Origin of the sequence: Flavobacterium sp. NG2, from assembly GCF_034119845.1 — a bacterium.
Taxonomy (GTDB): Bacteria; Bacteroidota; Bacteroidia; order Flavobacteriales; family Flavobacteriaceae; genus Flavobacterium.
Map to the genome: position 1 here is coordinate 2,824,010 of NZ_CP139420.1, position 19,731 is coordinate 2,843,740.

At 33.1% G+C, this 19,731-nt stretch carries 20 protein-coding genes; 19 read left to right on the forward strand and 1 reads right to left on the reverse strand.

The genetic code is table 11. The annotated features are described in order from the left end of the window. The first annotated feature begins 34 nt into the window (after nt 1–34). On the forward strand, nt 35–2,485 hold the full coding sequence (priA, locus tag SLW70_RS11710) for a primosomal protein N' (protein ID WP_320888582.1): 2,451 nt from the start codon (nt 35–37) through the stop codon (nt 2,483–2,485). Between the two features lie 7 nt (nt 2,486–2,492). On the opposite strand, the gene SLW70_RS11715 is transcribed toward priA, so the two are convergent. After that, nucleotides 2,493–3,188, reverse strand: coding sequence for a LytTR family DNA-binding domain-containing protein (locus tag SLW70_RS11715; RefSeq protein ID WP_320888583.1), 696 nt, complete (start codon nt 3,186–3,188; stop codon nt 2,493–2,495). 187 nt (nt 3,189–3,375) lie between these two features. Between SLW70_RS11715 and rpsF the strand changes: the two genes are divergently transcribed. From rpsF to SLW70_RS11805, 18 genes are all read left to right on the forward strand, one after another. Beyond that, nucleotides 3,376–3,717, forward strand: a complete 342-nt coding sequence (gene rpsF / locus SLW70_RS11720; RefSeq protein WP_320888584.1) for a 30S ribosomal protein S6 — start codon at nt 3,376–3,378, stop codon at nt 3,715–3,717. A gap of 3 nt (nt 3,718–3,720) precedes the next feature. After that, nucleotides 3,721–4,017, forward strand: coding sequence for a 30S ribosomal protein S18 (gene rpsR / locus SLW70_RS11725; protein ID WP_007138295.1), 297 nt, complete (start codon nt 3,721–3,723; stop codon nt 4,015–4,017). A 68-nt stretch (nt 4,018–4,085) separates the two neighbouring features. Then, complete coding sequence (gene rplI / locus SLW70_RS11730) at nt 4,086–4,523, forward strand: 50S ribosomal protein L9 (protein ID WP_320888591.1); 438 nt, start codon at nt 4,086–4,088, stop codon at nt 4,521–4,523. 276 nt (nt 4,524–4,799) lie between these two features. After that, nucleotides 4,800–5,273, forward strand: a complete 474-nt coding sequence (locus SLW70_RS11735) for a DUF6495 family protein (RefSeq protein WP_320888592.1) — start codon at nt 4,800–4,802, stop codon at nt 5,271–5,273. Between the two features lie 71 nt (nt 5,274–5,344). Then, complete coding sequence (gene ligA / locus SLW70_RS11740) at nt 5,345–7,348, forward strand: NAD-dependent DNA ligase LigA (RefSeq protein ID WP_320888593.1); 2,004 nt, start codon at nt 5,345–5,347, stop codon at nt 7,346–7,348. Nucleotides 7,349–7,749: 401 nt separating this feature from the next. Continuing rightward, nucleotides 7,750–8,268 (forward strand): DUF6913 domain-containing protein, encoded by a 519-nt coding sequence (locus SLW70_RS11745; protein WP_320888594.1) that lies wholly within the window; start codon nt 7,750–7,752, stop codon nt 8,266–8,268. An 8-nt stretch (nt 8,269–8,276) separates the two neighbouring features. Next, nucleotides 8,277–9,158 (forward strand): 4-hydroxy-tetrahydrodipicolinate synthase, encoded by an 882-nt coding sequence (gene dapA, locus SLW70_RS11750; RefSeq protein WP_320888595.1) that lies wholly within the window; start codon nt 8,277–8,279, stop codon nt 9,156–9,158. Between the two features lie 124 nt (nt 9,159–9,282). Next, entirely contained in the window at nt 9,283–10,077 is a 795-nt protein-coding gene (locus SLW70_RS11755; protein ID WP_320888596.1) for an outer membrane protein assembly factor BamD, read from the forward strand. Nucleotides 10,078–10,086: 9 nt separating this feature from the next. After that, entirely contained in the window at nt 10,087–10,404 is a 318-nt protein-coding gene (locus SLW70_RS11760; protein WP_026709525.1) for a DNA-directed RNA polymerase subunit omega, read from the forward strand. 9 nt (nt 10,405–10,413) lie between these two features. Further along, nucleotides 10,414–11,625, forward strand: coding sequence for a bifunctional phosphopantothenoylcysteine decarboxylase/phosphopantothenate--cysteine ligase CoaBC (gene coaBC / locus SLW70_RS11765; protein ID WP_320888600.1), 1,212 nt, complete (start codon nt 10,414–10,416; stop codon nt 11,623–11,625). Beyond that, nucleotides 11,618–12,502, forward strand: coding sequence for a DUF4835 family protein (locus SLW70_RS11770; protein ID WP_320888602.1), 885 nt, complete (start codon nt 11,618–11,620; stop codon nt 12,500–12,502). The genes coaBC and SLW70_RS11770 overlap by 8 nt, the downstream gene beginning before the upstream one ends. Before the next feature lie 233 nt (nt 12,503–12,735). Then, complete coding sequence (recN, locus tag SLW70_RS11775; RefSeq protein WP_320888603.1) at nt 12,736–14,388, forward strand: DNA repair protein RecN; 1,653 nt, start codon at nt 12,736–12,738, stop codon at nt 14,386–14,388. Between the two features lie 106 nt (nt 14,389–14,494). Then, nucleotides 14,495–15,685: an enoyl-ACP reductase FabV gene (gene fabV / locus SLW70_RS11780; protein WP_320888604.1), complete on the forward strand. Its 1,191-nt coding sequence runs from the start codon at nt 14,495–14,497 to the stop codon at nt 15,683–15,685. 333 nt (nt 15,686–16,018) lie between these two features. After that, the gene (locus SLW70_RS11785; RefSeq protein WP_320888605.1) at nt 16,019–16,645 is read left to right on the forward strand and encodes an SLATT domain-containing protein; all 627 of its coding nucleotides are present in this window, start codon (nt 16,019–16,021) and stop codon (nt 16,643–16,645) included. A gap of 122 nt (nt 16,646–16,767) precedes the next feature. Then, nucleotides 16,768–17,001, forward strand: a complete 234-nt coding sequence (locus SLW70_RS11790) for a hypothetical protein (protein WP_320888606.1) — start codon at nt 16,768–16,770, stop codon at nt 16,999–17,001. Next, on the forward strand, nt 17,001–17,318 hold the full coding sequence (locus tag SLW70_RS11795) for a type II toxin-antitoxin system RelE/ParE family toxin (protein ID WP_320888607.1): 318 nt from the start codon (nt 17,001–17,003) through the stop codon (nt 17,316–17,318). The genes SLW70_RS11790 and SLW70_RS11795 overlap by 1 nt, the downstream gene beginning before the upstream one ends. A gap of 199 nt (nt 17,319–17,517) precedes the next feature. Then, entirely contained in the window at nt 17,518–18,615 is a 1,098-nt protein-coding gene (locus SLW70_RS11800; protein WP_320888608.1) for a DUF695 domain-containing protein, read from the forward strand. A 316-nt stretch (nt 18,616–18,931) separates the two neighbouring features. Further along, nucleotides 18,932–19,471 carry a lysozyme inhibitor LprI family protein gene (locus SLW70_RS11805; protein WP_320888609.1) on the forward strand — a complete coding sequence of 180 codons (540 nt, stop codon included), beginning with the start codon at nt 18,932–18,934 and terminating at the stop codon, nt 19,469–19,471. Nucleotides 19,472–19,731 lie beyond the last annotated feature (260 nt).

Genomic DNA, 19,731 nt, shown 5'->3' on the forward strand with positions numbered 1-19,731 from the left:
AGTTCTTCATTCATAATAAACTAAAATTAAATAAATGCCTTTTTTTGTTGAAGTAATTTTGCCGCTATCACTTGCTAAAACATTCACATATAGTGTCTCGGAAGCCGAGTATCATTATATTCAAAAAGGAATGCGATTAGCTGTCCCTTTTGGAAAAAGCAAAATATATACTGCCTTGGTTATTGAAGTTCATCAAAATCAGCCTACTTTATATGAAGCTAAGGAAATTGAGCAAATTCTCGACGAAAGACCGATAGTTACCGAAAAACAAATTAAGCATTGGCAATGGATTGCCTCCTATTATATGTGTGCGATTGGCGATGTGTATCGAGCTGCCTTGCCTTCAGCATTTTTGTTGGAAAGTGAAACGCAAATTGTTTTAAAAGAAGCTGGATTTGTTGATGATGCCCAGCTTTCGGATGAAGAATATTTGATTTATCAAGCATTACAAATTCAGTCTCTGTTAAAGATTCAAGAGATTAGCGCTATACTTAATAAAAAAACGATTTTTCCAGTCATTCAAAAAATGATTGACAAAAATATCATTGTACTTCAAGAGGAAATTCAAGAAACCTATAAACCCAAATTAGTTCGATACATTCGTTTACATACTAAATACGATTCGAATGAAGGTCTAGGAATGTTGTTAGAATTATTAAAAAACGCCAATAAACAGAAAGAGGTAGTCTTGGCTTATTTTCAATTAAGTGCAGTTGAAAAAAAGCCGATTGCTGTTAAAAAACTGACTGAAGTCTCGGGTAGCGCTTCAATTGTAAAAGCGTTGATTAATAAAGAAATATTCGAAGAGTATTTCATTCAGGAAGACCGAGTGCAATTTGGCGGGAAATCAAGTGACGATAAAATTATATTGAGTGAAGCGCAGCAAAACGCTTTTGATGCGATTAATGCATCCTTTGTTGAAAAAGAAGTTTGTCTGTTACATGGTGTTACTTCGAGTGGAAAGACTGAGATTTACATCAAACTAATTGAAAATTGTCTTTCTACAGGCAAGCAAGTCCTGTATTTATTGCCTGAAATTGCTTTAAGTGCGCAATTGGTAAGCCGATTACGAACTTATTTTGGTGATAAAATTGCTGTTTTTAATTCGAAATATAATAACAATGAACGAGTAGAAACTTGGAATCAAGTTTTGCAAAATGTAGCCAAGGCACAGATTGTGATAGGGTCTCGTTCTTCACTTTTTTTACCTTTTCAAAATTTAGGATTGTTGATTGTTGACGAGGAGCACGAGCAAACCTTTAAGCAAATGGATCCAGCACCGCGTTATCACGCTCGTGATGCGGCGATTGTCTTGGCGAGTTTGTATAAGGCAAAAGTTTTGTTAGGTTCAGCGACTCCAAGTTTAGAAACCTATTATAATACGCAATCAGGAAAATACGGATTGGCAACAATTAAGGAGCGTTATGGAAAGGTGATGATGCCGGAGATCGAATTAGTAGACTTAAAGGATAAATACTTTCGTAAAAGAATGTCGGGACATTTTAGTGATGTTTTGATTGAAAGAATTACGTATGCTGTCTCTTTGGGAGAGCAAGTGATTTTGTTTCAAAATAGGAGAGGGTATTCGCCTTTGTTGGAATGTATGACATGTGGACATGTTCCACAATGCCAGCAATGTGATGTGAGTTTGACTTATCATAAACATAAAAACCAATTGCGGTGTCACTATTGTGGGTATTCTATCGCTAAGCCTACGCATTGTCATAATTGTTCCAGTATTGATTTGACGACCAAAGGATTTGGAACAGAGCAAATTCAACAAGAATTGGTACAGTTGTTTCCTAATGCTAAAGTAGGCCGAATGGATCAAGATACGACTAGAGGGAAATTTGGGTTCGAAAAAATAATTGATAGTTTTAAAAATCAAGAAATAGATATTTTGGTGGGTACTCAAATGTTAGCTAAAGGGTTGGATTTTGAAAACGTAAGTTTGGTTGGGATTATGAATGCTGACAATATGTTGTTTCATCCAGATTTTAGAGCTTTTGAAAGAAGTTTTCAAATGATGACACAGGTGGCTGGACGTTCGGGTAGATCGAATAAACAAGGTAGGGTGGTGATTCAAACCTATAATCCTAATCACAATACAATCCAGCAAGTAACAAACAATGATTATCTGGGGATGTATCAAGAGCAGTTGTATGATCGAAAGATCTATTATTATCCACCTTATTTTAGAATCATAAAATTGACTTTAAAGCAAAGGGATTATGATAAATTAAAAGAAGGTTCAACCTGGTTGTATCAAGTTCTTACACAACATCTGCAAATACCTGTTCTAGGTCCTGAGGAACCCGCTATAAACAGAATTAGGAATGAATATATACGTACTATAATGATAAAAATTCCACAGGAAACCTCAATTAATAGTACAAAAAAAACTATCCAGAAAATACTGAATAGTTTTGATGCTGTTCCTCAATATAAGGCTATTAAAGTAACAGTAAATGTCGATTTTTATTAAGAACGGCTTACTCGATGGAAAGTGCTCTAACTAAATCTTCTTTTTTGTTACGGCTCAAAGGAATTTTTGTCATACCAATTTCGGCAAACTTACTGTTAAAGCGTTCTACTTTGTCAATGTTTATAATGTAGGACTTATGAACTCTGACAAAACGATTTTTGGGTAAATCATTTTCAAATGCTTTCATAGTAGAAAGAACGAGATTGCTGTCGTCTTCAGTAACTACTCTAACGTAATCACCAAATGCTTCAATCCATTTAATTTTGGCAGTGTAAACTTTTAATTTTTTCAAATTACTTTTGATAAAAATATGTTCACCTTCTTCATCTTTATTATCATGTTTATAAAGATATTGGTCAACAGCTCTTTTTACCGATGCATTAAAGCGATCAATTGCAATAGGTTTTTGCAAATAATCAGTAGCATCATAATCAAAAGCTTTCATAGCATACTCCGCTTTGGATGTTACAAAGATAATTTGTGGTTTGGACTTTAAACCGTCTAAGAAATCAAAACCACTTATTACTGGCATTTCGATATCTAGAAAGATTAAGTCTACATCATGAACAGACATACAGCTTTTGGCTTCAATTGCATTAGAAAAATCACCAATTAAATGTAAATTAGGATGGTTATTCACTAACTTTGCCATAATCATCCGCTGTATGGAACTATCGTCAACAACTACACAGTTTAGTTTCATATTGTTTTATTTTAAAGATTTGGTTTGGTAAAAATATAAATCTTTTCCATATAAAACTAATTTTCATCGATTTTTTTTGCCTTTAATCGTATTTTTGTGTTTTTAATCGGATTTTTTTATTTTTAGTCTTGCAAATAAGTTTTAAATAGTTACTTTTGCACCCAAATTAACAAATACATACATATTTATGAATCATTATGAAACTGTTTTCATTTTAAATCCCGTTTTATCTGATGTTCAGGTGAAGGAAACAGTAAGCAAATTTGAAGATTTTCTTACTAGTAGAGGTGCTGAAATGGTTGCTAAAGAGGATTGGGGTCTTAAAAAAATGGCTTACGAAATCCAAAACAAAAAAAGTGGTTTTTATCACTTATTCGAATTCAAAGTAGCTCCAGAAGTATTAATCGCTTTTGAAACTGAATTTAGACGTGACGAAAGAGTAATGCGTTTCTTGACTGTAAGTCTTGACAAACATGCTATTTCATGGGCTGAAAGAAGAAGAACTAAACTTAAATCTCAAAAAGCTTAAATCATGGCTACATTACAACAATCTGCTTCAGGAAAAAAAGACGGAGATATCAGATATCTTACTCCTTTAAATATAGAAACTAACAAGACTAAAAAATATTGTCGTTTCAAAAAATCAGGTATCAAATATATTGATTATAAAGATGCTGATTTCTTATTGAAATTCGTAAATGAGCAAGGAAAAATTCTTCCTCGTCGTTTAACAGGAACTTCATTAAAATACCAAAGAAAAGTTTCTGTTGCTGTAAAAAGAGCACGTCACTTAGCTTTAATGCCATATGTGGCTGATTTATTAAAATAATATTTAAAAATACAGTTGTTGGTTTTCAGTTAAATGAAACCTAACTTCTAAAATAAAAGGACAACAACATGGAACTTATTTTAAAACAAGACGTACAAAACTTAGGATTTAAAGATGATGTAGTAACTGTGAAAGCAGGTTACGGTCGTAACTTCTTAATCCCTCAAGGTTTTGCTACTTTAGCTACTTCTTCTGCAAAGAAAGTATTAGCTGAAAACTTGAAACAAAGAGCACACAAAGAAGCTAAAGTAATTGCTGATGCTCAAGCATTAGCTGAATCTTTAAAAGCTATCGAAATTAAAATCTCTGCTAAAGCGGGAGGTGAAAAATTATTCGGATCTATTACTAATATTGATATTGTTGATGCATTAGCAAAAGCTGGTCAAGTAATTGATAGAAAATTTGTTACTTCTGGAATCGTTAAACGTACTGGTAAATATTCTGCTAGTGTTCGTTTACACAGAGATGTAGTTATCGATTTACCATACGAAATTATTGCTGAGTAATTAGCTTTAATTTTAGATATAGAAAATCCCGATGTAAATCGGGATTTTTTTTTGTTCTATTCTAAAGATGGTTAAATGGAACACAGATGAAACGGGTTAAATCATTTGCTTTTTGTTTTGTTTTTTGGAAAAAACCACGGATTTACACAGATTTTATTAGTGCTTCAGTAGAAAATATTAGGTATATATTTATGTCTTTTACTTTGTGCTTGGTATCTTTGCAAAAATAAAAACATAGCGACTTAGTGCCTTAGTGGTCCCAAAAAAATAAAAAGAATGAAATACGCAAGATTGACCAAAGAACAATTTGAAGAATTAACACAGGAATTTACTAATTTCTTAGCAACCCAGTCTATAGATAAGGCAGAGTGGGACCAAATTAAATTAGAAAAGCCAGAAGTGGCAGAACAAGAATTGGATGTTTTTTCTGATTTGATCTGGGAAAGTGTGCTTACAAAAGCGGAGTATTTAGAGCATTTTTCAAAAAATCATATTTTTATTTTTCAAGCTTTTGATACTTATATTAATTCGATTGTATTGAAATCGTTAGTTCCTGAGGTTGATTTTTTAACTAAAGAAGGGTTGCAATGGTTGAGTGATAATATGTTTACAGATACTATTGAGATGAAAGTTGGTAAAAAACAATTTACAGATGAGCGTAATAGTTCGTTATTTGCTCTTATTCAACAAGGTGCATTTTTGAGTGACGGACAATTATATAAACAAATAAATTCGATTATTGAATCCTAATTTGGATGATATTTCTTTTAAATTGGCTATTTTAGTACGCAATAATAAATACTAAAGTAGCCAATTTTTTTATGGATATTCTATCGCAAATATTGTTGTTAAGAGAGGAACTTGATCAGCATAATTATAATTATTATGTTTTGGATAATCCGATTATTACGGATTATGACTTTGATTTGAAATTAAAACAACTCCAAGAGCTTGAAGTAAAACACCCTGAATATTTTGACGAAAATTCACCTACGCAACGAGTAGGTGGAGCAATTACTAAAAATTTCCAAACTATTGCTCATGAGCAAAGAATGTATTCTTTGGATAATTCCTATTCTAAAGAAGATTTATTAGACTGGGAAAAACGGATTCAGAAACAGCTAGGAGATGTTCCATTAGAGTATACTTGTGAGCTTAAATACGACGGTGCTTCCATATCTATTACTTATGAAAACGGACAATTAGTGCGTGCGGTAACGCGTGGAGATGGTTTTCAAGGGGACGATGTAACGAATAATGTAAAAACTATAAATGCCGTTCCGTTGCGATTGAAAGGCGATTATCCGGCTAAATTTGATATTCGAGGGGAGATTATTTTGCCTTTCGCTGGTTTCGAAAAAATGAATCAGGAATTGATAGAAATAGGGGAAGCGCCTTATTCTAATCCAAGAAATACAGCTTCTGGTAGTTTGAAATTACAAGATAGTGCCTTGGTAGCTAAAAGACCTTTGGATTGTTTACTGTACTCAATTGTAGGGGGAGGCTTGGAACTTGAATCTCAGTTTGAAGCATTGCACAAAGCTAGGGATTGGGGTTTTAAAGTACCGCAAGAGGCGCGATTGGCGGGTAATCTAGAAGCTGTATTTGAATTCATTGACTATTGGGATGTGCATCGCCATGAGTTGCCTTATGAGACGGACGGGGTAGTTGTTAAGGTGAATTCTATACAGTATCAAGAAGAGTTAGGTTTTACGGCTAAATCACCTCGATGGGCTATGGCTTATAAATTCAAGTCGGAGCAGGTTTCGACTAAATTAAATTCGATTTCGTATCAAGTGGGAAGAACGGGGGCGATTACACCTGTGGCTAATTTAGAGCCAGTGCAGTTGGCTGGAACAATTGTAAAACGGGCATCCCTACATAATGCTGACCAAATTGAGAAATTAGATATTCGAATTGGAGATACTGTTTTTGTTGAAAAAGGAGGAGAAATCATTCCTAAGATTATAGCTGTTGATTTAAAGCAGCGTCCAGAAAATTCAGTGGTTACTCATTATATCACTCATTGTCCAGAATGTCAAACCGAATTGGTGCGAAATGAAGGAGAGGCGAATCATTATTGCCCAAATTTCTACGGATGTCCGCCTCAGATTATTGGTCGTATTCAGCATTTTATTTCTCGTAAAGCGATGGATATTGAAGGATTGGGAGGGGAAACTGTAGCTCTGTTGTTTAATAATGGTTTAGTGCATAATTACGCTGATTTGTATCAGTTGACGGTGGAGCAAATTTTGCCTTTGGAGCGAATGGCTCAAAAATCAGCAGAGAATTTAGTTAATGGTGTGGCTGATTCTAAGAATATCCCTTTTGAACGAGTATTGTATGCTTTAGGAATTCGTTTTGTAGGTGAAACTGTAGCTAAAAAATTGGCTAAACATTATAAAAACATTGATGCACTTTCCAAAGCTAGTTTGATGGACTTGATTTTAGTTGATGAAATTGGAGAGCGAATTGCGCAAAGTGTGATTGATTTTTTTGAGAACAAAGAAAATACTATTATTATCGAACGTTTGAAGGAGTACGGAGTTCAGTTTGAAGTTGTAGAAAAGGTGAACCTAGATGCAACGGAGATTCTTTTAGGGAAAACGTTTGTGGTTTCAGGAGTGTTTACGGAGTTTTCTCGTGATGATTTAAAGAAAGCGATTGAAGATAATGGGGGGAAAGTAGGAAGTTCTATTTCATCAAAAACGGACTATGTTGTAGCGGGTGATAATATGGGGCCTGCTAAATTGGAAAAGGCAAGTAAATTGAATATTCCAATCATTTCGGAAACGGACTTTATGGAGATGCTTAAGGAAAGTTAGAAGTTGGAAGAGTGAAGTTGGAGGATTTTGGATTTTGGATTTCAGGTTTTGTGGTGATTATGGAAATTCCTTTATAATTCAAAACGTACATCTTTAATCTAAAATCGATGATTGAATATCTTAAATCATAATTTTCGTGATATAATAACAAAGATATGTGCCCCGATAGTAGTGAAAAGCTTTATGGGGGCTTTTGTTTTGCCGCCATAAACTTGAAACGGATAGCGGGACGACTGTGGAATTGATGTATTTAAGTTGTGCTTCTTGTTATTAATACCTTTTTTGGAAGGGTCTAATTGTTAAGGTTATAACAAAAAGTTTTAAAACCACGTTATAGTTTTTTAGATTTGCTCTTCGTATTGTGACATAAATACTTAATTTTGTAAATTAGAAAAGTAATTATGCTGTTGAAATATTTAAAGGAATTTTCAGTAAAAAGGAAGTTGAAAAACAGTTTGTTTGCAGAGAAAAAACAACCTAATTCCAATGCCATTAAGACAGTTGGTTTGCTAATTGACGAAAGTTATTTTAAAAATAAAAAGTTGTTGGTGGAGCAGTTAGTTACTTCGGGCTTTTTAAAAGTAAACATTGATGTTCTGGTTTATAGAAGTAGGTCTAGTAAGAATAAGGTGTGTGAGTATCCTGTTTTTACTTCTAATGATGTTAACTGGAATGGTGTTATAAATAATCAAGTAGTAACTGATTTTATAGACAAAGAATTTGATTTATTAATTAGTTATTATGATGTGGAAAAAGCGATTTTATTGCTAGTCACACATCATTCAAAAGCAGATTTAAAAGTTGGTTTTTCTTCTATTGACAAACGATTAAATAATTTGATGATCAATATAAATGCTGAGAATTATAAAGTATTTGTACATGAATTGTTTAGATACTTAAAAATATTAAATAAAATATAACCTAACACATGCAATCATTAATAGGAACTGGAGCGGCGCTTATAACTCCATTTAACCAAGATTTATCAATTGATATAGAAGCTTTAATTCGTATTGTAAATTTATCAGTTGATGGTGGAGTGGAATACCTTGTAGTTTTAGGAACTACAGCGGAAACAGCAACACTTAGTGCAGAAGAAAAAGAATTAGTAATTAAAACTGTTATTGAGGCAAATAAAGGAAGATTGCCTTTAGTTTTAGGTGTTGGTGGAAATGACACCATGACTTTAGTTAAAGAATTAAAAACAAAAGATTTATCTGCTTTTGAGGCGATTTTATCTGTTTCACCTTACTACAACAAGCCTACTCAGGAAGGAATATACCAGCATTATAAAGCGGTAGCAGAAGCTTCTCCAATCCCAGTAATTATTTATAATGTACCAGGTAGAACGTCAAGCAATATGTTGCCAGCTACGGTAATTCGTTTGGCAAATGACTGTAAAAACATTGTAGCACTTAAAGAAGCTTCTGGTGACTTATGTCAGGCAATGGAAATTATAAAAAACAAACCCAAAGATTTCCTTGTAATATCTGGTGATGATATGTTGGCTTTGCCAATGATTTTTGCTGGAGGAATGGGGGTAATTTCGGTAATAGGTCAAAGTTTTCCAACTGCATTTTCAGAAATGATCCGTTTAGGGCTGAATCGTAAAGTAGATGAAGCTTACGAATTACATTATCGTTTTTCGGATTGTATTGATATGATTTTTGAACAAGGAAACCCAGCAGGTATCAAAGAAGTCTTTAAATCACTGGGCTTGGCAGAGAATTATGTTCGTTTGCCATTGGTTTCTGTAGACCAAGATTTAGCTGGAAGAATTGATACTTTTGTAGCTGAATTTGATAAATAAACCGCTAAATTTCTTAAGTAAAGAAATATTTTGTAGTAGCTAAATTAATACCTAAATTTGCGTCGAATCTTCGGTACGATTTTTTGTAGGTTGATGCTAACAATTGAATCGAAAAAATATAAAAATGAAAAAATTAGTATCGTTATTATTTCTTGTCCTGTTCTTTTCTTCTTGTAATGAATATCAAAAAGCATTGAAAAATGAAGATATTGGAGTGAAGTATGATATGGGGACTAAGTTATATGAAGAAGGGAAGTATTCAAAAGCTATTCGATTGTTTGAACAAATTGCAACTAGTTATAGAGGGAAACCTCAAGCGCAGAAATTGTTTTATATGTTTTCGCAGTCGTATTATAAAACCAATCAGTTTTATTTAGCAGGTTATCAATTTGAAAGTTTTGTTTCTAGCTATCCTAAAAGTGAAAAAGTAGAAGAAGCCGCTTTTTTAGGAGCTAAAAGTTATTCGAAACTGTCCCCTGTCTATAGTTTAGACCAAACAGATACATATAAAGGAATTGAAAAATTACAAAATTTTATTGATACCTACCCTAATTCAACTTATATGGCTGAGGCTAATGAGTTAGTTAGAAAATTGTCTCAAAAAATTGAAAAAAAGGTATATGAAAATGCCAAAGGATATAATACGATCTCAGATTACAAATCAGCCTTAGTTGCTTTTGATCTTTTTATCAATGATTATCCAGGTACACCATATAAAGAAGATGCTTTGTTTTATAAATTTGATTCGGCTTATAAATTAGGAATTAACAGTGTTTCGGACAAAATGGAAGAGCGTTTGTTAGTGGCTAAAAAAGCTTACGCAAGTTTAATTGATTTTAAAGCAGATACGAAGTATAAAAAAGAGGCTGACGAGATGTTAGCGCGAGTGGAACAAGATTTACAAAAATTTACTAAATAAAATAAAGTCATGGATTTAAAAAAGACGAATGCTCCAGTAAATACAATAACTTATAACAAAACAGTTATTGAAGAACCTACTGGGAATGTGTATGAAGCGATAACCATTATGGCTAAAAGAGCAAACCAAATCAACTCTGAAATCAAAAAAGAATTGACTGAAAAACTAGAAGAGTTTGCTACATATAATGACAGTCTTGAAGAAGTTTTTGAAAACAAAGAGCAAATCGAAGTTTCAAAATTCTATGAAAAATTGCCTAAACCACACGCTTTAGCAGTTCAAGAATGGTTAGACGGAAAAATCTATCACAGAGATTCAAACAAATAATACGTATCAATGTCAGTTTTAAACGGTAAGAAAATTTTACTAGGTGTTTCTGGTGGGATTGCAGCCTATAAAACAGCATCATTAGTACGACTCTTTATAAAAGCAGGTGCACATGTCCAAGTGATAATGACACCTGCTTCTAAGGATTTTGTAACGCCATTAACGTTATCGACCCTTTCTAAAAATCCTGTTTACTCTAGTTTTTACAACGAAGAGGAACAAGATGCAGAGTGGAACAATCATGTTGAATTAGGTCTTTGGGCTGATTTAATGCTTGTTGCTCCTGCCACAGCCAATACCCTGTCAAAAATGACTAATGGGAATTGCGACAACCTTCTTATAGCTACTTATTTATCGGCCAAATGTCCTGTGTATGTCGCTCCAGCAATGGATTTAGACATGTACAAGCATCCTTCAACGCTTGCAAGTTTCAATGCTTTACAGCAATTTGGAAATACCATTATTCCAGCTGAATCTGGTGAATTAGCCAGTGGACTTTCGGGTGAAGGTCGTATGGCTGAACCTGAAAACATAGTGGCTTTTATTGAAGCAGATTTAGAAAGTAAGTTGCCTTTAAAAGGTAAGAAAATTTTAATTACTGCTGGTCCTACCTATGAAGCTATTGATCCTGTCCGTTTTATAGGAAATCATTCTTCTGGTAAAATGGGATTTGATATTGCCAACAGTGCGGCAAACTTGGGTGCTTCTGTTATTTTAGTTTCGGGACCAACACATTTTAAATCGAATCATGCTTTAATTAATCAAATTAATGTGGTTTCCGCACAAGAAATGTATGATGCTTGTCATGCGCATTTTGACCAAATGGATGTTGCTATTGCTGCTGCAGCCGTTGCAGATTACAGACCTAAACATGTTGCCAATCAGAAAATTAAAAAGGCTACAGATGATTTTACAATTGAGCTTGAAAAGACAAAAGACATCTTATTATCGCTAGGTGCAAAGAAGAAAAATCAATTTTTAATTGGTTTTGCTTTAGAGACGGAGAATGAAATTGAAAATGCAAAGGGGAAAATCCAGAAAAAAAACTTAGATTTGATAGTTCTCAATTCTTTACAAGATGAAGGAGCAGGATTTAAAAAAGCAACCAATAAAGTGACCTTTATCGATAAAGATTTCAATATTGAACCGATGGAGTTAAAATCCAAGGAAGCTGTTGCTGATGATATTTTAAATAAAATAAAAGCCTATTTTCATGAATAAATGGATTCTTTTTTTTGCATTACTATTCTTTTCTAACGTAGAGGCACAACAGTTGAATTGCACTATTACAGTCAATTCGGAGAAAATAGCTAATACGAATCAATCTGTTTATAAAACCTTGCAAACCTCTTTGACGGAGTTTGTAAACAAAACGGATTGGACAGGAAAAGCGTTAAAACAAAACGAAAGAATCAACTGTTCGATGTATATAACGGTGTCTTCAAATAATTCAGATCAGTTTGTGGCTACCATTCAAGTGCAATCCTCAAGACCTATTTTTAATTCGTCTTATTCGTCTCCTGTATTGAATTTTAACGACAAAGATTTTAATTTTAAATATACAGAATTTGAACGTTTAGTGTATAACGCTAATAGTTTTGAATCTAATTTGGTTTCAGTCATTTCGTTTTACACCTATGTTATTTTAGGTTTAGATGCAGATTCATTTGTTCCAAAATCGGGTGATGAGTATTTTGAGGTAGCACAAAATATTGCTAACGTAGCCCAGCAAGGCGGTTATAAAGGATGGTCTCAAACCGATGGAATCCAAAATCGTTATTTTTTAATCAATGATTTGTTGTCTCCAACTTATTCTGTTATTCGCAATACTATTTCAGAATATCACACTGGTTTGGATTTGATGACTAAAGATTTAAAAGTGGCTAAAGAAAAAATCAAAAATTCTTTAATTGATTTGAATACATTGTATTCAGCAAAGCCAAACGCTTTCTTGACTCGTGTGTTTTTTGATGCTAAATCAGATGAGATTGTTTCTATTTTCTCTGGCGGGCCAACGATTACTATTACCGATTTATTAGAAAGTTTAAATAAAACCTCTCCATTGAATAATAGCAAATGGGAGAATATTAAGTACTAACCCGTTGGGTGCAATTAAGCAAAACTTGTTAAAAAAAGCGATTTTAATTTAAATCAAAAGTAAAATTGAACCAATAATGTCAGTCTGAGCCTGTCGAAGACCTCATATAAAAGCATTTCGACAAGCTCAATGGGACATTAGGTATAGAATTAACGATAAAATATAATTAGACCCAACGAATTAAATACTAAAATCCCTTTTTTAGTATTAATTTAGTGACCAAAACAGATTAGATGATTACCACACTTTCGATAAAAAACTACGCACTAATTGAAAAATTGTCTATTGATTTTTCCAAAGGATTTTCGATAATCACGGGAGAAACAGGAGCGGGAAAATCCATTATTTTAGGAGCTTTAGGTTTAGTTTTAGGCAAAAGGGCTGATTTATCTTCGTTGAAAAACAAAGAAGAAAAATGCATCATCGAAGCCCATTTTGAAATATCCAAATACAATTTAAAACCATTTTTCGAAGCCAATGATTTGGACTACGAAGATGATACTATAATACGACGCGAAATTTTGCCTTCAGGTAAATCGCGAGCTTTTATCAATGATAGTCCTGTAAATTTACAAGAATTGCAAGAGTTGAGTTTGTACTTGATTGATATCCATTCACAACAACAAACTCAAGAATTGTCAGATGAAAATGTACAATTCAAGATTATTGATGCTATTGCACAAAATACCGACCTTCTTTTAAACTATCAATCAGTTTTAAAGAAGTATAAGGCAGAAAAATCAAAGTTGAATGCTTTGATTAAAAAACAAGCCGAATCCTATAAAGAGCAAGAATACAATCAATTTTTATTGACGGAATTGGTCGAAGCCAAATTAAAATCAGGAGAACAAGAAACCTTGGAAGCTGATTTTGAAAAGCTGAACAATGTGGAAGTCATCAAAGAAGCGATTGACAAATCATTAGCAATTACTAGTGCCGAGTCCATTGGTGTTTTGGCTAATTTGAATGAAATCAAAACAGCTTTACATAAAATCGCTGCCTTTTCGCCAGAATATCAAAGTTTACACGAAAGAGTCGTAAGTGTTTTGATTGAAATGGACGATGTCGAAAAAGAACTAAACGACTGTGCAGAGTCTTTATTGAGTGATCCAGCACAATTGGAATTGATCAATCAAAAGCTACAGTTGATTTATAATTTACAAAAGAAACACCAGGCAGGAACTGTCGAGGAACTTTTGGAAATCCAATCCAATTTAGAAAACTCCGTTTTAGAATTAGGGAATTTAGAAAGCGATATCGAAGCCTTAAATGGTACGATTGCTGAAAAAGCAAAGGAACTAGATGCCTTGGCGCAAACCATTTTGGACAATCGCCAAACTGCTATTCCTGTGTTATCAGAGAAATTAATTTCGATTCTAGCGACTTTAGGAATGCCTAATGTACGTTTTGATATTAAAGTAACGCCAACGGCTACTTATTATGAAAACGGAAAAGACGAATTGCAATTCCTATTCGCTGCTAATAAAGGAACCGATTTTGGTTTACTAAAAAAAGTAGCTTCGGGAGGGGAGATGTCTCGTATCATGCTTGCCGTCAAAGCGATTTTAGCGCAATACTCTAAATTACCAACCTTGATTTTTGACGAAATTGACACCGGAGTTTCTGGAGAAATTGCAATTAGAATGGGTGAAATCATGAAAGAAATGAGTCAGCAAATGCAAATTTTTGCTATTACGCACCTACCACAAATTGCAGCCAAAGGAAATGCACATTTCAAAGTATTCAAGTCAACCGTGGGCGAAGACACTCAGTCTGAATTAGTTTTACTAAACGAAGACGACCGAATTGTCGAGATTGCCCAAATGTTATCAGGAACCGTAGTTTCTGATTCGGCCTTAAATCATGCCAAAGCCTTGTTGAACTGATGAAATACTTTATATTTGTCAACTGAAAAATACTAATGATACAAATAATTTAGTTGGTTAATTATCCATTAAGCGACTAACCAAATAAACGAATAAACAATAAATTATGATTATAGAACCTAGAATGAGAGGATTTATTTGTTTGACATCTCAACCAAAGGGATGTGAGCAAAACGTAAAAAATCAAATTGAGTATGTAAAATCAAAAGGTGCTATTGACGGTGCTAAGAAAGTTTTGGTAATTGGAGCATCCACTGGATTTGGTTTGGCTTCTAGAATTACTTCTGCTTTTGGATCAAATGCAGCGACTATCGGTGTGTTTTTTGAAAAAGGACCAGCGCCAGGAAAAACAGCTTCACCAGGTTGGTACAACTCTGCGGCTTTCGAAAAAGAAGCTGCAAAAGCAGGTTTGTATGCAAAAAGTATCAATGGAGATGCTTTCTCTAACGAAATAAAAGAACAAACATTAGACTTAATCAAAGCCGACTTAGGTCAGGTTGATTTAGTGATTTATAGCTTGGCATCGCCAGTGCGTACCAATCCTATCACAGGAGTAACGCACCGTTCGGTTTTGAAACCTATTGGACAAACTTTTACCAATAAAACAGTTGATTTTCACTCTGGAAAAGTAACAGAAGTTTCAATCGAGCCATGTAGTGGTGATGATATCGAGAACACTATTGCTGTAATGGGAGGTGAAGACTGGGCAATGTGGATGGAGGCGCTTAAAGCGGCTAATTTACTAGCTCCAGGAGCAACTACAGTAGCTTATTCTTATATCGGACCTGAGGTAACTGAGGCGGTATACCGTAAAGGAACAATTGGTCGTGCCAAAGATCATTTAGAATCAACTGCTTTTGAAATCACCAAAAGCCTTGAGGATATCAACGGAAAAGCCTATGTTTCAGTAAACAAAGCTTTGGTAACACAAGCAAGTTCAGCGATTCCAGTAATTCCTTTGTACATCTCATTGTTGTACAAAATCATGAAAGAAGAAGGAATTCACGAAGGTTGTATCGAGCAAATTCAACGTTTGTATTCTGATAGATTATTCAACGGAACCGAAGTTCCTACAGATGAAAAAGGTAGAATCCGCATTGACGACTGGGAGTTAAGAGAAGACGTTCAAGCTAAAGTTGCCGCTTTATGGAAAGAAGCTGTAACCGAAAACCTAGAGCAAATAGGAGACCTTGAAGGGTATCGTAAAGACTTCTACAACCTTTTTGGTTTTGACGTTGACGGCGTAGATTACAAAGCAGACACAGACGAAATGGTAACGATTCCTAGTATCGGATAGTAGATTGCCACTTTTTATATTACAACACCTTAGTTTATATGGTTAACGCCAAATAAACTAAGGTGTTTTTGTTTTTAGGAGCAGAAGGATCTGGCATTTTAGGGAAGTTGTGTTCCTGCCATTCGCTATATCTTGTGGCGGCTTAACGCCTGCCGCCACAAGGATGCCGCTGCTGTCAGGGCTAGGAGGGGAGATTTTGTATTTTTAGGAAATAACTGTAGTAAATGATTGGTTTATATTAGAAAGTTAATATATTTGGCAGTTTAGTAATTCAAAACCTTTCAGGTGTAATTTTTTCAATAAATAATAAAGATTAAAGAAAATAATTCCGAAATGCAAACAACCTCTGGTCAGTTATATTTAAACAAAGATTTTAGTGTTGAATTAAATTATAAATTTTGGACAACTAAAGGATCACGTTTTATTGCCAGCTCAAGACTTAAGTCAACTAATAAACTCTCGTCATATTCAATAGGTTTTTTATCAGGTTATATGATTATAATAGGCTTATTAAGCGTTTTTAATCTTAATAACGCACAAATTATAAATAATGAACAATTGGGCTTTATTTCAACAGGACTGTCAATATTAATTTTAGTTTTCAGTCAACTAGAAGCAGCAAATGACTATGCTTTAAAATCAGATAAATTTCATAATTGTGCATTAGAAATCAGTGATTTATATAATAAATTAAGGTATTTGAAAACCAATATCATTAATGAGGATGAAATTAATAAGCTTGCTATGGATTTGTCTATAGAGTATGGTAATATTTTAAAAAAATATGAGAATCATGAATCTATTGATTTTGAATATTTCAAAATTTCTAAAAATGATTATTTTAAACTTTCAAGATTTAAAATCTTAAAAATTAAATTTAATTATTATTTAAAAACGAAGTTTCTATATCATTTTCTAATTTTATTCCCAGCTATTATAATATATTTTGTCTTAAAGTGATTAAGTTTTATGTTCTTTAATAAGATTAATGATTATCATTTTAACTAATTAATAAAAAGGTTGAGTATCTGGAAATAATAAATGAATTGATTTTTTTGTATCTTTGATAAAAGTCTAATAAAATGAATTTAGAAGCTAGAAAAATAGAATTTGTACAGGAATTTTTAAAACTTCAAAGTGAAGAGGTTATTTCGCGTCTAGAGAAAATATTAAAAAAAGAATGTAATTTTTCAGAAGTTAAAAAGTTTGAACCGATGACTCAAGAGGAGTTAGATAAGAGAATAGATCAATCTGAAGCTGATTTTCTTAATAAAAGATATAAAAGTAGTTCCGAACTTTTAGCCAAATACGAATAATGATATTCAAAATTATTTGGTCTTCTTTTGCTGAAAGCCAACTTGATGAGATTTTTGAATATTATGAGAAAGAAGCAAGTTTTAATGTTGCCAAAAAACTAGTCGAAGGAATTATTAATGAGCCAAACAAACTTGCACAGAAGCCTTACATTGGACAAGTAGAAGAATTGTTGAATCATAGGGATATTGAATATCGTTATTTAGTTTTTAAAAATTATAAACTAATTTATTCAATAGATATAATTAATGGGTTTATAAGAATTTCTGATGTTTTTGATACTCGTCAAAATCCAATAAAATTAAAAAGAACAAAATAAAGACATATTTCTGGTGCATGTCTTTAACGACTACCTACATAAATTAAAAAGCACAATCATAGCCTTTACAAAACGAAAAACTAAAACAGAAGTCACATATAAAAAAGGGGCTTCTGTTTTTTTATGGATTGGGTGTTTGTTTTTAGTTAATTTCTTATATTCGTTTAAGAGTGTAAAATCAATGATAAACAAATAGAGGATGAGTTTCTTAAAAAATATTTTTTCAAAAAATGGAGATGAAATCAACAGTTATGCTGATTTTTGGAAATGGTTTGAAGCTAATGAAAAGACATTTTATAATGTGGTTAAAAAAGGAACTACAATCGAAAAAGATTTTTTTAATACATTGACTCCCAAGTTGGATGCCTTGCATGAGGGTTATTTTTTCTTAACCGGTATGTGTGATGAAAAAACTGCTGAATTGGTCATAACGGCCGAAGGTATTGTTAAGAATATTGTTTTTGTTGAAGAGTTAGTGCAAGCAGCACCTCAGTTGCCTAATTGGAAATTCACGGCATTAAAATCAGAACTGGATATTGAAAACATACAAATCATTATGGGTGGTTATGAGTTTAAAAGTGAAAACCTTTCTTTTTACGCCATTGAGCACAAAAATTACCCTGACGAAGTAGATATTGTTATTGTATATGATGATTATAACGAACAAGATAAGTCGATTATAATCAACGGAGCTTTTATATTTCTGGATAACTTTTTGGGCGAATTGAATTCGGTTACCACCATAGATAGTTTGGCCGTTATTGCAAGAGAAGAAGCCAAGGAAGACTTGATTCCCATTGCTAAGTTGAAAGATTACTTGATATGGAGAGAAAAAGAATTTGTAGAAAAATACAATGATTATCGTTACTCTACTGAAAATGATAGTTTCTCCAGTTTAGAAGCCGAACTCACTAACGGGAAACCTTTGATTGCAATTGTGAATACAAGCTTGTTAGATTGGGAGAATAAAGCCTCACATCCATGGATTATGAGGGTGATAATTCCTTTTAACGGGGAGAGTAATAACGGTATGCCAAATGAAGAGACCTATCTTTTACTCAATCAAATTGAAGAGGATATCATGAAGGACTTAAAAGATGCAGATGGTTATTTGAATGTTGGAAGACAAACAGCTGATGGTGTAAGAGAAATTTATTTTGCGTGCAAAGATTTCCGTAAATCCTCCAAAGTACTAAGTGTCTTGATCGCTAAATACAAAGAGCAAATAAAAATAGAGTACGATTTGTTTAAAGATAAATATTGGCAATGCTTGGAGAAATTTAAGCCAGGTTATTAAACAGTTGGTTACAATTATTGTCTATTCGTACCTACTGTCACATTGAGCTTGTCGAAATGCTTTAAATGAGATTTTCGATAGGTTATCGGTAACGATTTTATTTAAAAAGAGCTTCGACCCTTCGATATATTCAAGGCAGGCTTAGCTCAGCCTGACAACTGAAATAAAATTGAATTTTTGAATTTATTTAAGATATCTTTAGTTAAAGATTTTGATGGATTACAACTAGGAGTTTAAATTAGTTGTATGGTAAACGAATGGAGTTCTACAAAATAATAGTGTTGATTATTCGTTTGTAATTTATAAAAATATGATAATGAAAAATAGACTTCTTTTACTTTTACTGTTGTTGGGGACTTTTGCCCACGCACAATCAGAAATTTCAAAAACTAAACTTACTGAACTTAAGGCACAGGTAGAAAAAGAAGCAGCTAAATATAAAGATTCTTTAGCCAAAGCGGGAGGAAGCTTTTCGCAGCCACTAGATATTGAATATAAAACAGATGTGTACCGAATCGAAAAACTAGCTGATAAGAAAATAAAAATTGATTATTCGACAGCAGGGATGAGCAATGCTATTTATGAACTGAATAGCGATTATGATAAATTGTTGAATAAATACTATGGCATTTTACTAAAAAAATTGAGCATAAAAGATCAGGAAAAATTGAAAGTTACCCAAAGAAATTGGCTCAAGTTTAGAGACAGCGAAATTGAATTAATCGGTATTATTGCTAAGGAAGAATATTCTGGAGGAGGAACGATTCAAAGTAATATAAGAGCCAGTCGTATTTCTGATTTGACAAAAAATCGTCTTATTGAAATTAAAGAACATTTAAACCAATTTTTAGATTGATTTTTTGTGCTGATAACAGGTCGCTCCTACGGAGCTTACTATCGGTAATTATTGTTTTTCTACAACAAGTTTGTCCCGATGGGACAATAAAAACTATTTGAAAAGAAAGTCTTTGTAGAGCGAATGTTATTTATTTTAAAAATGATTGAATTGAATAAAATTTTATGATTCTAGTAATAAAATGAGATAATTTAAAAACTCCGTTAGGAGTGTTCTGTTTGTAGATATGTTTATAAAACAGATTTGTTTTGTTTATGAGC

What these genes read in the sequence shown, in the direction of transcription:
- priA (WP_320888582.1), top strand. Translation starts at nt 35, where the DNA reads ATGCCTTTTTTTGTTGAAGTAATTTTGCCGCTATCACTTGCTAAAACA.
- SLW70_RS11715 (WP_320888583.1), bottom strand. Translation starts at nt 3,188, where the DNA reads ATGAAACTAAACTGTGTAGTTGTTGACGATAGTTCCATACAGCGGATG.
- rpsF (WP_320888584.1), top strand. Translation starts at nt 3,376, where the DNA reads ATGAATCATTATGAAACTGTTTTCATTTTAAATCCCGTTTTATCTGAT.
- rpsR (WP_007138295.1), top strand. Translation starts at nt 3,721, where the DNA reads ATGGCTACATTACAACAATCTGCTTCAGGAAAAAAAGACGGAGATATC.
- rplI (WP_320888591.1), top strand. Translation starts at nt 4,086, where the DNA reads ATGGAACTTATTTTAAAACAAGACGTACAAAACTTAGGATTTAAAGAT.
- SLW70_RS11735 (WP_320888592.1), top strand. Translation starts at nt 4,800, where the DNA reads ATGAAATACGCAAGATTGACCAAAGAACAATTTGAAGAATTAACACAG.
- ligA (WP_320888593.1), top strand. Translation starts at nt 5,345, where the DNA reads ATGGATATTCTATCGCAAATATTGTTGTTAAGAGAGGAACTTGATCAG.
- SLW70_RS11745 (WP_320888594.1), top strand. Translation starts at nt 7,750, where the DNA reads ATGCTGTTGAAATATTTAAAGGAATTTTCAGTAAAAAGGAAGTTGAAA.
- dapA (WP_320888595.1), top strand. Translation starts at nt 8,277, where the DNA reads ATGCAATCATTAATAGGAACTGGAGCGGCGCTTATAACTCCATTTAAC.
- SLW70_RS11755 (WP_320888596.1), top strand. Translation starts at nt 9,283, where the DNA reads ATGAAAAAATTAGTATCGTTATTATTTCTTGTCCTGTTCTTTTCTTCT.
- SLW70_RS11760 (WP_026709525.1), top strand. Translation starts at nt 10,087, where the DNA reads ATGGATTTAAAAAAGACGAATGCTCCAGTAAATACAATAACTTATAAC.
- coaBC (WP_320888600.1), top strand. Translation starts at nt 10,414, where the DNA reads ATGTCAGTTTTAAACGGTAAGAAAATTTTACTAGGTGTTTCTGGTGGG.
- SLW70_RS11770 (WP_320888602.1), top strand. Translation starts at nt 11,618, where the DNA reads ATGAATAAATGGATTCTTTTTTTTGCATTACTATTCTTTTCTAACGTA.
- recN (WP_320888603.1), top strand. Translation starts at nt 12,736, where the DNA reads ATGATTACCACACTTTCGATAAAAAACTACGCACTAATTGAAAAATTG.
- fabV (WP_320888604.1), top strand. Translation starts at nt 14,495, where the DNA reads ATGATTATAGAACCTAGAATGAGAGGATTTATTTGTTTGACATCTCAA.
- SLW70_RS11785 (WP_320888605.1), top strand. Translation starts at nt 16,019, where the DNA reads ATGCAAACAACCTCTGGTCAGTTATATTTAAACAAAGATTTTAGTGTT.
- SLW70_RS11790 (WP_320888606.1), top strand. Translation starts at nt 16,768, where the DNA reads ATGAATTTAGAAGCTAGAAAAATAGAATTTGTACAGGAATTTTTAAAA.
- SLW70_RS11795 (WP_320888607.1), top strand. Translation starts at nt 17,001, where the DNA reads ATGATATTCAAAATTATTTGGTCTTCTTTTGCTGAAAGCCAACTTGAT.
- SLW70_RS11800 (WP_320888608.1), top strand. Translation starts at nt 17,518, where the DNA reads ATGAGTTTCTTAAAAAATATTTTTTCAAAAAATGGAGATGAAATCAAC.
- SLW70_RS11805 (WP_320888609.1), top strand. Translation starts at nt 18,932, where the DNA reads ATGAAAAATAGACTTCTTTTACTTTTACTGTTGTTGGGGACTTTTGCC.